7 protein-coding genes and 1 tRNA gene are annotated in these 15,883 nt (G+C 69.6%); 6 read left to right on the top strand and 2 right to left on the bottom strand.

The features are described 5' to 3' along the window. Positions 1-10: 10 nt before the first annotated feature. From JJV70_RS03375 to JJV70_RS03360, 4 genes are all read left to right on the top strand, one after another. A complete protein-coding gene (locus JJV70_RS03375; RefSeq protein WP_219046136.1) occupies positions 11-2,023 on the top strand; it encodes a class I SAM-dependent DNA methyltransferase in 2,013 nt (670 codons plus the stop codon). Then, positions 2,020-3,315, top strand: a complete 1,296-nt coding sequence (locus JJV70_RS03370; RefSeq protein WP_219046135.1) for a hypothetical protein — start codon at positions 2,020-2,022, stop codon at positions 3,313-3,315. The genes JJV70_RS03375 and JJV70_RS03370 overlap by 4 nt, the downstream gene beginning before the upstream one ends. 18 nt (positions 3,316-3,333) lie before the next feature. Then, positions 3,334-6,534, top strand: a complete 3,201-nt coding sequence (locus JJV70_RS03365; protein WP_219046134.1) for a type I restriction endonuclease subunit R — start codon at positions 3,334-3,336, stop codon at positions 6,532-6,534. Positions 6,535-6,719: 185 nt separating this feature from the next. After that, positions 6,720-8,300 carry a serine/threonine-protein kinase gene (locus JJV70_RS03360; protein WP_219046133.1) on the top strand — a complete coding sequence of 527 codons (1,581 nt, stop codon included), beginning with the start codon at positions 6,720-6,722 and terminating at the stop codon, positions 8,298-8,300. A gap of 34 nt (positions 8,301-8,334) precedes the next feature. Here the strand turns inward: JJV70_RS03360 and JJV70_RS03355 are convergent, their stop codons facing one another. Continuing rightward, positions 8,335-9,798, bottom strand: a complete 1,464-nt coding sequence (locus JJV70_RS03355) for a CBS domain-containing protein (RefSeq protein ID WP_219046132.1) — start codon at positions 9,796-9,798, stop codon at positions 8,335-8,337. A gap of 441 nt (positions 9,799-10,239) precedes the next feature. After that, positions 10,240-10,312: transfer RNA gene (locus JJV70_RS03350), tRNA-Arg, on the bottom strand. A gap of 298 nt (positions 10,313-10,610) precedes the next feature. On the opposite strand from JJV70_RS03350, the gene JJV70_RS03345 reads away from it, so the two are divergent. Both JJV70_RS03345 and JJV70_RS03340 read left to right on the top strand, forming a co-directional pair. Next, entirely contained in the window at positions 10,611-12,239 is a 1,629-nt protein-coding gene (locus JJV70_RS03345; protein ID WP_219046131.1) for a dynamin family protein, read from the top strand. A gap of 1,823 nt (positions 12,240-14,062) precedes the next feature. Continuing rightward, positions 14,063-15,751 carry a GTP-binding protein gene (locus JJV70_RS03340; RefSeq protein ID WP_308294660.1) on the top strand — a complete coding sequence of 563 codons (1,689 nt, stop codon included), beginning with the start codon at positions 14,063-14,065 and terminating at the stop codon, positions 15,749-15,751. The last annotated feature ends 132 nt before the right edge of the window (positions 15,752-15,883 follow it).

Genomic DNA, 15,883 nt, shown 5'->3' with positions numbered 1-15,883 from the left:
AGGGAAACCGTTGAACAGCACCAAGCACACGGAACTGGCGAACCACGCCTGGTCCGTCGCCGACCTCCTGCGCGGCGACTACAAGCAGTCCGACTACGGCAAGGTGATCCTGCCGTTTACGGTCCTGCGCCGCCTTGAATGCGTCCTGGAACCGACGCGCGAGAAGTTCGCCGAGGTGTACGCGCAGTATGAGGACAATGACGTGAAGCCGGAGCGCCTGCTGCGCCGCGCCTCGGGCCACGCTTTCTACAACACCAGCGCCCTCACGCTGAAGAAGATCGCGAACGACGCGAACACGGCGTCGGCCAACCTCCAGCTCTACGTCAACGCCTTCTCCGACAACGCGCGTGAGGTCCTGGAGAAGTACGAGTTCGGCCGACAGATCAAGAAGCTCGCCGACGCCGGCCTTCTCTACCGGGTCATCGGCAAGTTCACGGACCTGGACCTGAGGCCCGAGACCGTGCCCAACCACAACATGGGCTACGTCTTCGAGGAACTGATCCGCCGCTTCGCGGAGCAGTCCAACGAGACCGCGGGTGAGCACTTCACCCCGCGTGAGGTGATCAAGCTGATGGTCAATCTCCTCGTCGCCCCGGACGCCGACGCGCTCAGCGTGCCCGGTGCCGCGCGCACCGTCATGGACCCGGCCTGCGGCACGGGCGGCATGCTCAGTGCGGCCGAGGAGCACATCACCGACCTCAACCCGGACGCCACGGTCGAGGTCTACGGGCAGGAACTCAACCCCGAGTCCTGGGCGATCTGCCGTTCCGACATGCTCATCAAGGGGCAGGACCCGGAGAACATCGCCGCCGGGAACTCCTTCTCCGACGACGGCCACGCCCGCAAGAAGTTCGACTACCTCCTGGCCAACCCGCCGTTCGGCGTGGAGTGGAAGAAGGTCAAGGACGAGGTCGAGTACGAGCACACGTCAATGGGTGACGCGGGCCGCTTCGGCGCGGGTCTGCCCCGTATCAACGATGGCTCGCTCCTCTTCCTCCAGCACATGCTGTCCAAAATGAAGCCGGTCGAGGTGGACGGGGGCGGCGGCTCCCGCATCGCGATCGTCTTCAACGGTTCGCCTCTGTTTACGGGTGCGGCCGGTTCGGGTGAGTCGGAGATCCGCCGCTGGATCCTGGAGAACGACTGGCTGGAAGCGATCGTCGCCCTCCCCGACCAGCTCTTCTACAACACGGGCATTTCCACGTACTTCTGGATCCTCACGAACCGGAAGGCCCCGGACCACAAGGGCAAGGTCGTGCTCCTCGACGCCCGCGACCAGTGGGTGAAGATGCGCAAGTCGCTGGGCGACAAGCGCAAGGAACTGGGCGACGGGAAGAACGGCAAGCCCAACCACATCGCCGACATCACGCGGCTGTACGCGGAGGCGGTGGCCGTCGCGGGCGATCCGGAGCACCCGCTGTACGGCAAGGTGAAGGTCTTCGACAACTCGGCCTTCGGCTACCAGCGGATCACGGTGGAGCGGCCGTTGAAGCTCCGCTTCGAGGTGACCGAGGAGACGCTGGTGGCGGTGGCGGCGGCGAAGCCGGTGCGGAGGGTGGTTGCGGACCCGGAGGCGTTCGTGTCGGCCCTGCGCCCGCTGCTCGGCTCGACGTGGTCGAAGAAGGCGGAGGCGTTCGTCGATCTCAAGGACGCGGTGGTGGCGGCCGGGTTGCTCTGGCCTGCCGGCGCACCGTTCTCGAAGGCGATGCGCGAGGCGGTCGGGGTACGGGACCCCGAGGGCGAGGTCCAGAAGGTGAAGGGTGCGGACGAGCCCGACCCGGAACTGCGGGACTACGAGAACGTGCCGCTGGGCGAGGACGTGGAGGAGTACCTCAAGCGCGAGGTGCATCCGCACGTTCCGGACGCGTGGATCGACCACACGAAGACGAAGATCGGCTACGAGATCCCGTTCACGCGGCACTTCTACGTGTACGAGCCGCCACGGCCGTTGGCGGAGATCGACGCGGAGCTGAAGGCGCTGGAGGCGGAGATTCAGGGGCTGTTGGGGGAGGTGACGGAATGACCAGGATTCCCGGCTTGGGTGTCGTCCCCGGCGAGTGGACTACTGAACGTGCTAAGTGGCTTTTGGGTCGCCAGCGTCGAAATGTGCGTGCAGACGATGGGATTGTCACCGCCTTCCGTGACGGGCAGGTGACATTGCGCGAAAATCGACGTACGGGCGGCTTTACGAACGCCATTCAGGAGATCGGATATCAAGGGATCCGGAGGGGGGATCTCGTAGTTCATGGCATGGATGGTTTCGCCGGGGCCATTGGTGTATCTGATTCCGACGGGAAAGCTTCGCCGGTGGTCCACGCCTACCAGGCGAAGATGGGCATGGATGTGCGATACCTAGCTTATGTGCTGCGCACAATGGCAATTAATGGGTATGTGGCCACGCTTGCAAAGGGAATTCGCGAGCGTTCGACGGCCTTTGATTCTGCGACTCTGGGAAGCGTGCTGCTTCCAGTTCCACCGCCGGAGGAGCAGCGCCGAATCGCCGACTTCCTCGACGCCCAGACCGCCCGCATCGACACACTAGCGAGGCTGCGAAGGAAACAGGATTCTGTACTCGAAGAGAGATATTTTTCCGCTATCTCGGAGCTGTTGACGCCAGGAATCGGTAGGGTAGGTCAGCGCCATCACGTTTGGCCGTGGCTTCCCGCCGAGCTGCACACGGTCAGATTGGGTTACCTCGCGCGGGTGCAGTCCGGGGTGACGGTGCATGGCGCCCGCGAGCAGAGCTCGGATGACGCCGAGTTTCCGTACCTTCGTGTGGCTAACGTCCAAGGCGAGCGAGTTGATCTCGCCGAGATTAAGCAGATCCGGATTCCGAAGAGCATGGCAATGCGGTGCATGCTTCGGCCTGGTGACGTAGTCATGACCGAGGCGAATGGTAATCCGGACAACCTTGGTCGCGGTGCTGTCTGGCACGGCCGTATCCCCCGCATGGTGCATCAGAATCACGTGTTCGCGATCAGGGGGGATCGACAGAGGATCGTTCCCGAGTATCTGGCAGCACTCTTGGCGACCGCACATGGTAGGAGGTACTTTCGATTTACGTCGACGCAAGTCGGAATCGCGACGACGAGCAGCGCAAAAGTCCTGGACTTTCCCGTCCCAGATTGCTCGATGTCGAAGCAGCGAGAGGTGGTGAGTGAATACGAGAGCCTGAAAAATTCTACCAGCCGGGCAAGGGATGCTCTCGATAGACAACTAGCCTTGCTTACCGAGCGCCGTCAATCCCTCATTACCGCCGCTGTAACCGGCCAGTTCGACGTCTCTACCGCCAGTGGCCGCAACGTAACGGAATAACGGACGGAGTTCCGACCCATGAGCAACGTGCACCACGAGAAGGCGTTCGGCTCCGCCGTAGTCGCCGCCCTCCTCGATCGCGGCTGGCGTGAAGCCAGCCCGGAGGACTACCGTCCCGACCTCGGCCTCGACACCAACGAGCTGTTCACCTTCATCGGCGCGACCCAGCCCGACGAGTGGTACGAGCTCGCGAACGTCTACGGCGGCCAGGCCGAAGCCCAGCGCGGTTTCGCCCGCCGTCTCGACCAGGCCATCGCCGAGCACGGTGTTCTCCACGTCCTCCGGGAAGGTGTGAAGGACCGCGGAGTGAAGCTCCGTGTCGCCTACTTCAAGCCGAACCTCGTCACCGATCCCGCCATCCTCGCCCCGTACCAGGCCAACCGGCTCACCGTCGTCCGCGAGCTCCCGTATGCCACCAAGCAGGCCGACTGGGGTCACCGCCTCGACCTGACCCTGTTCCTGAACGGAATCCCGCTCGCCACCGCCGAGTTGAAGAACCCGCTCACCGGTCAGGGCGTCGAGCACGCCAAGGAGCAGTACCGCACCGACCGCGACCCGACCGAGCTGATCTTCGCCAAGCGCGTCATCGCGAACTTCGCTGTCGATCCGGACCTCGTCTTCGTCGCCACTCAGCTCTGGGGGAAGAACACTCGCTTCCTTCCCTTCAACACCGGCTCCGAGGGGCCGGGCAAGCCAGGCGGCGCCGGCAACCCCGCCCCCACCGCGTTCGGCGCGTACGCCACCTCCTACCTGTGGGAACAGGTCTGGGAGCGGGAGAACTGGCTCGACCTCCTCGAACGTTTCGTCCACCAGCCCAAGCAGAGGAAGGGCACCGGACGGACCACGATCTTCCCCCGCTACCACCAGTGGGACGTCGTCAAGAAGCTGACCGCGCATGCCGCTTATCACGGTTCCGGGCAGAACTACCTGATCATGGCATCCGCTGGTTCCGGCAAGTCCAACACCATCGGCTGGCTCGCCCACCGCCTGTCCGACCTGCACGCGGACACCGACCCGCGCGCGCTGGACCAGGACGCCGTCACCACCGCACGTGTCACCCCCGGTGAGCCGGTCTTCGACAAGGTCATCGTCATCACCGACCGCCGCAACCTCGACGCCCAGCTCCGCGAGACCGTCGGCAGCTTCTCGCGCACCGCCGGACTCGTCGTGAAGATCGACGAGAAGGGCGGGGCCAAGGGGGAGCAGCTCGCCCGTGCGCTGTCCCGGGACACCGGGAAGATCGTGACCGTAACCCTGCACTCGTTCCCGGCGCTGCTCGACTACATCAGGCGCAACCCGACCGAGATCGCGGGCAGCCGGTTCGCGATCGTCGTTGACGAGGCGCACTCCTCGCAGTCCGGTGATGCCGCCACCGCCGTCAAGTCCGCCCTGCGCGACCTCGGCCTGGACTCCGACTCCGAGGACCCCGGCGCCACCACGGCTCCCGCCACCCCTACAGCCCCGTCGTCGCTGACCGGCCAGCTCAAGGGCAAGGCCAACGAGCGCTCGAAGGCAGCGAACCTCTCCTACTTCGCGTTCACCGCCACGCCCAAGGCCAAGACCCTCGAACTCTTCGGCACGCTCGACGACATCGCCGGCGAGGCCAAGTACCGGCCTTTCCACACGTACTCGATGCGGCAGGCCATCGAGGAAGGCTTCATCCTCGACCCGCTGCGCAACTACGTCACGTACAACACGTACTGGAAACTGGTGAACCAGAACCCGGACGAGAAGGAGGTCGATCCCTCCAAGGCCAACGGCCTGCTCGCACGGTACGCGCTCACCCACGACTCGACCGTCGCACAGCACGCCCAGGTGATCGTGGAGCACTTCGTCACGCACACCCGCGGCCGGCTCGGCGGGCGCGGCAAGTCGATGGTGGTCACCGCGTCACGGCAGTCCGCTGTGCAGATGACGCGCGCTATCAAGAGCTACCTCAAGGACCGGGACTACGACACGAAGTACCCGGACCTCGGTGTCCTGGTCGCCTTCTCGGGTTCGCTCACCGTTGACGGTGAGGAGACCACCGAGAGCAAGGAGAACGGCGGGCTCGCCGAGAGCGCGCTGCCCGAGGCGTTCGCGTACACACGTGCCGACGACAAGGCGGTCCGAGCGGGTGGCTCGGGCAAGCCCGAGTACAAGATCCTCGTCGTGGCGGAGAAATACCAGACCGGGTTCGACCAGCCGCTCCTGACGACGATGTACGTGAACAAGACGCTGACCGGTATCGCCGCCGTGCAGACGCTGTCCCGGCTCAACCGGACCGCCGAGCGCAAGGCGCAGTCCGACCTCGCCGTCCTGGACTTCGTGAACGAGGCCGAGGACATCCGGGATGCCTTCCGCCCGTACTTCGAGGAGGCGAACACTCTCCCCTCCGACCCGAACCTCCTGTACACCGCGCAGGGACGCGTGATGTCCGCCCCGGTTCTCGCCGAGCAGGAGATGGACGAGTTCGCCGCCGCGTACTTCGAGGCGAAGCAGAAGGCGGGCGGCTCCCAGGCCAAGTGGGAGAAGCTGCACGCCGAGCTGTACCGACTCCTGTCCCCGGCCGTCGAGCGGTTCACCGCCCTGATGGAGAGCGAGGACGACGAGGAGGCCGAGACGGCCGAAGACTTCCGCGCGAACCTCAACGACTACGTACGCAAGTACGGATTCCTCGCCCAGATCGTCCCGTACCAGGACGCTGAACTGGAGCGGTTGCACCTGTACGGCCGTCACTTGCTCAACCGGCTGCCGCGGCGTGCAGACGGAGGAGTGGACATAGGCGAAGTCGATCTCAGCCACATGCGGGTGGAGAAGACCGGCGAGTACGACGTCTCGCTCAGCCCCGAGGGAGCGGCCGACCTGAAGGGGTTCGGCGACGGAGCCACAGGCGCCAAGGAGGTGGAGAAATCGCTGCTGTCCGAGCTGATCGAGAAGTTCAACGAGAAGTTCGGCACCGAGTTCACCGAACAGGACGTTCTGCGCCCCTTCGAGGAAGCCAAGGCCGATCCGAAGGTGCGCGCCGCCGCCGTGGCCAACAACGACGTGGACAACTTCGGCCTGGTCTTCGACGACGTCTTCGAGGACAAGATGGCCGACCACATCGACACCATCGCCGGGCTCGGCCGCCAGTACTTCGGCGGTGACAAGGGCTTCAAGTCGAGCCTCGACCGCAGTGCGCGCAAGGCCGCCTGGCGGATGATCCGTCGCGAAGAAGGGGTTGACGACGGGTTCTGACGTACCCGCCTGTCACGTCTGAGGGAGCAAGCGAGCGAGCGGTGTCGGAACCCCCGGCACCGCTCGCTCCCCGATCCTGGCTGGACCTGGCCTGGACGGGTGATCACCACAGGCGTCACACTGGACACGCACCGTCACGCCACGGACGCCGACACACGGTCACCAGCGCAGGAAGTGAGAGCACCGTGCCCCCCGAGCCCATCTCCGACCGCTACGAACTCCTCGAGGAGCTTGACCACGGCGGCATGGGCGACGTCTGGCGCGGCTACGACACCGTGCTCGACCGACCGGTGGCCGTGAAGCTGCTTCGGCAAGCATCGCTGGTCGCGGCCCCGCACCTGGCCGAGGAGTTCGCCAAGCGCTTCAAGCGCGAGGCCAGGATCACCGCGCGCATCCAGCATCCCGGCGTGCCCCAGGTGTACGACGCGGTGCTCGACGCCTCGCTGGAACGGCTGTCCCTGGTGATGGAACTCGTCGACGGCGTCTCGCTGGGCCGGTACGTCAATCCGGCGCGTCCGCTGCCGATCGGCTGGGCGGCAGCCGTGGCCGCACAGGTCGCGACAGTGCTGTCGCACGCCCATCAAGTCCCGGTGATCCACCGTGACCTGAAGCCGTCCAACATTCTCGTCGCCCGCGACGGCACGGTGAAGGTCCTGGATTTCGGTATCGCCGCCATTCTCCGTACGGACGTCACGAAGCTGACCGCCACGGGGACGCCCATCGGCACGTACCAGTACATGGCTCCCGAGCAAGTACGTGGCGGCACGATCACTCCGCAGACGGACCTCTACGCACTCGGCTGCGTCCTGCACGAACTGCTTAGTGGGCGGCTGCTGTTCACCGCCGGCGACGAGTTCGGCCTGATGTACCAGCACGTGAGCGAAGATCCCCTGCCCCTGAGGCAGCTGCGCCCTGAGGTGCCCCAGGCTCTGGAGGAACTGGTCCTGTGCCTGCTGGGTAAGGCCCCCGAAGAACGGCCCGCCGACACCCAAGAGGTGTATGAGAGGCTGCTCCCGTTCTTGCCGCTGCCCGGCGATGAGACAGCCGTAGGCGGTGAGCAGGGGCCATCCGGTGTACCTGATCCGACCGCTCTCTACCGTAAGCCCTACGCACCCCGGGCTCGTGAACAGGCGCCCGCCGCCGACCGACCGGCCCCCGTCCTCCCGCAGCCCGTGCCGGCCCAGTTGCGCGCGGACCTCAGGGCAGCCCGTGACCAGGCAGACCTTCTCATCATGGAGGAACGGTTCGCGCAGGCAGTCGATGTGCTCGGCGAGGTCATCGAACCTGCGGCCCGCGCGCTCGGCCCGGAGAACAGGGCCGTGCTGGCACTGCGCAGGCAGCGAGCCGCGGTGCGCCTGCTCGGTGGTGACTACCGCGCCGCGCGACCCGAGTTCGACACCCTCGCCGACGCGTACGCCCGTATCGCCGGGCCGACCAGTGAACAGGCCCGTGCCTGTCGTGCCCAGGCCGCCCGGTGCCGCGCCGAACTCGGCATGGTCACCGACGCGCTGGCACAGCTGACGGAAGTGCTGGACGTTGTAAGGGCTGTTGACAGCGACGCCAGCGAAGAAGCGGTGGAGCTCCGGCACAACATCGGCATGCTGCTGCTTGCGCAGGGGCGGACGGCGGAGGCCAGAGAGGTGCTGGAGCCGCTGTATCAGGACGTGGTCCTGGTCAGTGGGCCGGAAGACGAGTTGGCGGTCGAGATCGCCGAGGCGCTCGCCGTGATCGAGCTCGGCTTCGACGATCCTGAGCCGGGCGCCTGACAGGCGGACGACCCGGCCCAGGGTGGTCAGCCCCTCATGGCCGTGGATCGTGGTCGATCAGCTTCAACAGGCTCAGCAGCTGCTTGGTCTCCGTCAGAGCCGCGGTCTTCGTCTCCGGAGCGTCCATGTCCCAGTGAGCGAGTTCGTTCCGGTACTCCTTGACGGCGGTGACCCGGCGCACGAGGTCGTCCTGCTCGTACGGCCATGCCAACGTCGCCCAGCAGGTATCGTCCTTGAGGATTTCCGGGTACTGGCCGAGAGTGAGGTACTTGCCTGCGGCGCGCGTCTTGCGCACTCCCGAACCGGTGGGCAGCTCGTCCACGGGCAGCCGGTCGGTGAGGCGGCGCAGGCGCCGTTCTGCCTCGCCGAGGAGGATGAACGGCTCGACCCGTAGTTTGAGCTGATCGGCCAAGTCGGATGCGGTGAGGATGCCGAGCACGAGGTTGTCGCCGTCGGTGACGATGAGGAATCCGTGGCGCTGGATGTCGTCGATGCGGACGAACAGCTCTTCCTGTTCCTGAGCGGTGAGCGGGTGGGGGTTCAGGGCCGCGGCTATGGTCGTGCCGCGATGACCCAGCTGGGCTCGGGCAATGCTCTCCCAGGTGACGACCCCTCGCAGCACGTTGTTCCGGTTCACCACCGGAAGCTGTGAGAAGTCGCCTTGCACCATGCGCGTGATGGCGCGACTCAGCGGCTCGTCGAAGCCGACTGTCACCACATCCCGAGCGAAGGGGAGGCTGCCGATACGCCAGTGTCTACTCAGGTCCTCGCCCGCCACCCTTGTGGGTGTATGGCCAAGCTCTGTCCCCGGTGACTCCTGCACCGTCTCTCCGGTCAGCGTGGTCTCCTCCACGGAGACCGTGATCAGGCCGTCGAGCTGCACCTCCGTGAAGTGCGGTGCCACCTGCAGACCGCGAGCCGCGAGCTCCCTGTCGACGAGGTCGATGACGTCACCGGTGCGCCTCTGCCACCCCCACAGGCCGATCAGGTCCCGGGCGGTCAGCTGTCGGGTCCCCTCGTCGCGCACATCCTGCTCGAGCGCCTCGGGGTCCGCGGGCGGTTCCACGGCGCCCTTGTAGCCCGGGTCGACGCCGGTCTGGGCCAGCGTCTCGACACGGTGTGCCGCGTCACGGCGGCTCAGCTCGCTCACGGTCAGGAACGCGCCGATGCTGTCGCGGAGGTCGCCGACGATCGCCGCCCGCTCGACCTGGCTGCGCACCCACTCCACCTTGCGCGTGTGCCGGAAGCCTGGGGCAGCCTCGCTCCGGTACTCATATCCGCCGGTCAGTCGTCCGATGGCGACGACTCCCAGGAACTTGCGGGGCATCACGACCAGATCTCCGGTCTCCATCGTGATGAAGCGCCACAGCTGGTGCTTCCAGTTGTCCACCCGGCCGGCCGGCTCCTCCGGGTAGGCCCGCGCCAGAACCTCTCCCACATCGGCGATCGACGCGCAGCCGCTCAGATCCCCGACCTCCTCCCAGCCGGCGATCACCACACCTTCGTCCAGCGCTAGCTCTTCGCGCTCGCCATACTGGCCCCCGCGGACTGTCCAAGCTCTGACCATCGTTCCCCCCATCCGTGGAGCCCTCCAGCCGCACCTACGTCGAGCGGCTCGCGTCTGGGTGAATCTACGTGCGGCTGGCGGGGTGACGACAGCCGCGGAGCGGATTGGGCCAACAGCCGAGGACAGGGCAGGCGCTATGAGGACGCCTGTCCTCCGGAGCCGACGTACTGTCAGTGGTGCTCTGAGCAGGCGTTTTCCGTGGGTGATCTGCCTGTGTGGCGGAGGTGGAGTGCCGGGCTGGGGACGTACGTGGGACAGAGTTTCGAGAAGAGGCCCGAGGATCGGTGCAAAAGAGGCATGACGGGCAACGAAAAACCCGCCGCAATCGATCTCGCGGCGGGTTAAAGTGCCCTTTGACCTGCGAAAACGGTGCGCCCCCGGTAGGACTCGAACCTACGGCCAAGCGCTTAGAAGGCGCCTGCTCTATCCACTGAGCTACGGGGGCTCGGCACGGTCGCGCGTCGGGCGGAGCCCCGGTGGACCTTGCTCGCACAAGGATAGGGGTGCCCTTGGCAGCTCCTCGGTGCTTCACCGTCGCACCACGGTGTGGAGGTTCCGTGAAGCGGCTCCGATAATCGCAGGCGGGTGCGATTCGTGCATGGGTTTGTGCGGCGGGGTGGCGGGGTGTTGTGCACTCGTTATGCCTCTGATCTCCCGCACGCCTTCTGCCACAGGGGTCAAAACGGGGCGTTCCCCGCTGAATGGGCTTCAAAAAAGCGGCACATTTGGGCATTCTTCACCTTGTGGTGATCTTGGAAGCACGCACCGAACTGCTCGACGCGCTGGTCCGGCTGCGCGAGAGCGTGGCCGCTTGCCGCTTCCCGCTGCCGCTGGCCGGTGCGGAGCGGGCCCGGCGCGGCAGGGCCGAGCTGCTGGCCCAGCTGGACAATTACCTGGTTCCCAGGCTGCGCGAGCCGCAGGCGCCGCTGCTGGCCGTGATCGGCGGCTCGACGGGCGCGGGGAAGTCCACGCTGGTGAACTCGCTGGTGGGCCGCCGGGTCAGTGAGGCCGGGGTGCTGCGTCCCACCACGCGCGTTCCCGTGCTCGTCTGTCACCCCGAGGACCGGCACTGGTTCGCCGACGGACGCGTGCTGCCCCGGTTCGGCCGGGTCTCCGTGCCGCGTCCGGGTGAATCGGCGGACGGCGGCGGGGAACGCCCCCGGGCCGGGGGCGAGGACGGCGGCACCCTCCTGGTGGAGTGCGCGGAATCGCTGCCCGCCGGGCTCGCCGTGCTGGACGCCCCCGACATCGACTCCCTCGTCGCCGCCAACCGCGAACTGGCCGCCGAACTGCTGTGCGCCGCCGACGTGTGGGTGCTCGTCACCACCGCCACCCGGTACGCCGACGCCATCCCCTGGCACCTGCTGCGCTCCGCCAAGGAGCACGACGTCACTCTCGCCACCGTGCTGGACCGGGTGCCGCACCAGCTCGCCGCCGACGTCGCCCGGCAGTACGCGGCGCTGCTGGAGCGGGCCGGACTTGGCGACGTGCCACGGTTCACCATCCCGGAGCTGCCCGAGTCGGCGGGCGGCGGCCGGGGCCTGCTGCCGGGCACCGCCGTGGAGCCGCTGCGGGCGTGGCTGGCCCACCGTGCGCAGGACCCGTCCGCCCGGCACCGCGCGGCACACCGAACGGCCTGCGGTGCCCTCGACTCCCTGCGCACCCGCGTCCCTGAGCTGGCTGCCGCGGCCGCCGCCCAGCACGCCGCGACCGTGCGGCTGATCCAGCAGGTTGAGGACGCCTTCGACGCCGCCCACGCACGCGTGCGCCGCCACCTGGCGAGCGGCGAGCTGCTGGCGGGCGACACCCTCGCCCACTGGCAGGGCTTCCCCCGGGACAGCGGCGGCGACGAACTGCTCGACGCCTGCGCCGACGGCTTGACGGCGTTGCTCACCGAAGCCGTCGGCAGCGCCGAGGAGCGGATCGCCCGCAGCTGGCGTGGCGAACCGGGCGCCGCCGGACTGACCGAACCGCCCGCCGCCGAAGGCGCCACGCTCGGTGAGCGCATGGGCCTGCTGGTGCGGCGCTGGCGGCGCTGCCTGGAAGAGCTGGCCGACGAAACCTTCCGGGCCGACGGCCGTGGCCCCTCCACCAGCGAGGAGACGGCGGCACTCCTGGCGACCTCGCTGCTCGGCGGCCCCCGCGGCCGGGCCGCCGACGAGGCGCTGCGACTGATCATCGGCGCGCCCGCGACCGTCCGGCTCCGGGAGCGGGGTGCCGAACTGCTGGAGAGCGCGGCCCACCGCGCACTGCGCGGCGAGCGGGAACGGCGGCTGGCCCCGCTGGAGGAACTCGGCGCTGGCCCCGAGCAGCAGGTCGAGCTGATCGCCGCGCTGTCCGTACTCCAGAAGCAGCACAAGGAGGAGAGGTGAGCGACGTGACGGGATCGCCGGGATCGCCCGGAACACCGGGGTCGCGGGGATCGTCGGGGGAGCCGTGCGAGGACGGCGCGAGCACACCGCCCCCCGAGGCCGAGACGCGTCAAGCCGAGACGCGTCAATGGGATGACGGGCTCATCGCCCGGCGCGTCCGTCCGCAGCCGGTGCCCGTGCTCGACGGCCATCCCGCCGATCCGCCGCCTTCCCCGGTGCCACCACCGCCTGCGCCGGGACCCCCGACGGGCGCCGCGCCCGCCGGGACCTCGGTGACGGACGCCGGGTCAGGCGCTACCGGGCCGGGTGGCGCCGGGTCAGGCGCCGTCTGCGCGGGGGGCGCTGAGCGCGGTGGCGCTGATGCGGACGCCGGTGGTACGGCGGGAGGCGGCGCGCCGTACCCGTGGGCGTCCTACGCCGGGGCACCGCAGACCGGTGGGTGGGCCGCTTCGGATGGCAGCGCGCTGTACCACCCCGGGTCCGGGGCGCCCGTGGGGGACAGCGGTGAGCCGGAAGTCGGTACGCCGGAGCGGGGGACACCCCAGGGGATGACGCCGGACGGCGTGCCGCCCGTGCCGGTGGCTCAGGAACCGCTCGTCCGGGAGGGCGGGTTCGCCCCCGTGGAGCCGCTGACCGAGCTGCGGCCGCCCGCGCCCGCCGGCCAGCCTCCCCGCCTCCAGTGGGATGAGCCATACGCCGAGCCGTTCCGTCCAGGGGCGGAACCGCTCCCCGCCAGGTGCGCGGAACCTCGGCTGGCCCCGGGCGATGCGCCCCACGGGCCGCTCCCTGCGCCTCCTCCGTCTCCGCCGCACGCGCCGCCGTCCGGATGGGTACCGCCCGCCGCACCGCCGTACGCGGACCCGGCGCCGCCTCCCGGCCCGGCGCCGTACGCGTCGCCGACACCGCCCACCGCGCCGCCGTCGTACGCCGGGTGGGGAGCGCCCGGGGAGTCCTCGTACGGGTTTGCGGACCCCTCGTCAGCCTCCGAGCCGGTGTGGTCTGCACAGCCGTTGCCCTACGGTGACGGGGTCCCGTCCACGGCGCCGTTGCCTTCGTCCGGCCCGGAGCACTCTCCAGAGCAGCAGGGTCAGCCGTCGCCGTACGCGGGCGCGCAGCCGTCGCCGTACGGTGAGCCGTTGCCCGACGCCGGGTGGGCGTATGTGCCCGGTGAGCCCTCGCCGTACGGTGCGGCGGCGGCGCCTGCGGAGCCTTCGCCGTCCGGCCCGGTGCGGCTGGAGGGGGTGTCTGCGCCGGCCGCAGCCGTGCCTCCCGCCGAACCATTGCCGCTCTTCGAGCCCGCGTCCCCGACGCACCCCGCACAGCGGCTCCCGCAGTCGCTGTCAGCGCACGACGCGACCTCCGAGCCAGCCGTCGGCCCGGAGGTCGCGACGGAGCCCGCGACACCGCCCGGGCAGCGCGGCGCGCCGACGCCCGGGACCTCGCCCACCGGTGCGGCCTATGACCCTGGAGCCGCTGCCGGGCCTACCACCTCCCCGGCGCCTGACGACGCGTCCGAGCCGCCGCACGTGCCGGTGCCAAAGCCGCCTCCGAGTGAGCCCGTGCCGGTGACGCCTGTCCCGCCAGTGGGGGAGCCGATGCCCGAACCACCACCCGCACCCGCCCCGTCGAACCCGCCGCTCACCCCGCCCATGACGCCAACAACCCACACACCCCACTCGCACCCAACACCGCGCACCCCACGGTCTCTCCGTACGCCGCACGCTTCCCCCACCTCCGCGCCCGGGCAACCGTCCCCGCCGCAGGGTCCTTCGCCCGCGCCACGGTCGGCGCTGGACGAGGCCGTCGCGGACGCCGTCGGGGTGGTGACCGATCCGGTGCCGCCCGCACCCGCCCCGCGCGAGCCCGCCGCCGTCCGGCCGCCGCAGCCGCGGGCCGGCAGTGGGCTGGGCGAACGGCTGAACGCGCTGCGGGAGCTGGTCGGCCTGTCGCGGACGCGGCTGGAGCCTGCGGCGCTGGCCGAGGCGAGCCGGGTGCTGGACGAGGCGGCGGCCCGGGGGCGGCTCTCGCGCGCTTACACCACGGTGGCGATCGCCGGGCCGACCGGAAGCGGCAAGTCCACCCTGTTCAACGCGCTGGCCGGGACGCAGCTGGCCGAGGCGGGGGTGCGGCGGCCCACCACGGCGTCTCCGCTCGCCTGCGTGTGGGAGACCAGCTCCGACCGCTTGGGAGCCGAGGGCCTGCTGGACCGGCTCGGCATCTCCCACCGCGACCGGCGCCGGGCGCAGCTGCGCGACGCCTCGCACCTGGGACTGCGCGGCCTGGTGCTGATCGACCTGCCGGACCACGACTCCGCCGTGCCCGGCCACCGCGAGCAGGTGGACCGGCTGCTGCGGCTGGTGGACGCGGTGATCTGGGTCGTCGATCCGGAGAAGTACGCCGATGCGATGCTGCACGCGCGCTACCTGGGGCCCCTGGCCGGGCACGCCGAGGTCACGTTCGTGGTGCTGAACCAGACGGACCGGCTGGACGCGGAGTCCGCCGACGAGGTGCTCGGCGATGTGCGCCGCGTGCTGGACGAGGACGGCATGGCGCTCGGCGAGTACGGCGAGCCGGGTGCGCAGGTGCACGCCGTGTCCGCGCTCACCGGGCAGGGGGTGGCCGAACTGCGGGACGCGCTCACGGCGTTCGTAGCGGCGCGGTCGGCCGCCGCCCGGCGGCTGGCGGCCGACGTGGACCAGGCCGTGGCCGGGCTGCGTCCGGTGTACGTCGCCGATGGCCCGGTGCCGCCGCTGGGGCTGACGGAACAGGTGCGCTGGGAGTTCGAGGACCGGTTGGGCACGGCGGCGGGTGCGACGGCAGTCGGCCAGACCGCCGAGCGCACCTGGCTGCGTCACGCCGAGGCCGCCTGCGGGACACCGTGGGCGGGCCTGGCGCACTGGCACGCGCGGCGGCGAGCCGAACGCCGGGGCGAACCGCCGGGCGGCCCGGCCGCGGTGGAGGGGACGGAGGAGACGCGCCCGGCCGCGCGTCCGGTCGTCGCGGAGGCGGTGCGGGCGCTGGCCGCCGACGCCTCCCGGGGATTGCCGGAACCGTGGGCGCGCACCGTGCGGGAAGCGGCGTGGCGTGGCGCGGAGGGGCTGCCGAGCGCGCTGGACGAGGCGGTGGCCGAGGCCGGTCTGCCGCAGCGTCCGCCCCGGCCGCGCTGGTGGGCCGCCGCGTCGGTGGGGCAGGCGGCACTCCTCGCGGTGCAGCTGGTGGGGCTGGCCTGGCTCGTCGGCACCCTGGTGGCCGTCGTCTCCGGGGAGCCGTGGGTTCCGGCCGCGCTGCTGGCGGGCGGCGCCCTGGGGTCGCCGCTGCTGGCGTGGGTGTGCCGGGCCGCCGCCCGTGGACCGGCCCGCGCGTACGGGCTGGCCCAGGAGCAGCGGCTGCGCTGGCTGGCGGCGGGCTGCGGCCGGGGGCGGGTGCTGGAGCCGGTGGCGGCGGAGCTGCTGCGGTACCGGGAGGTGCGGGGCCAGTACGTGGTCGCGGCCGGAGGCCCGCCGGGAGGCTGACACCCGGGCGTCCCGCGCGTCCGTTTGCCGCGTTCGGATGCTTCTGACACCCCCTCATTCACCGGTGTGAGTGAGGGGGTTTTCCACAACCCCTTGGCTGTCCACAGCCTTCAGCGAGATCTGGGAGATGGC

This window comes from Streptomyces sp. JJ66, assembly GCF_019303495.1.
Classification (GTDB): domain Bacteria; phylum Actinomycetota; class Actinomycetes; order Streptomycetales; family Streptomycetaceae; genus Streptomyces.
The sequence above is the reverse complement of the archived record's forward strand: the minus strand, read 5'-3'. Positions and strand labels throughout refer to the sequence as shown.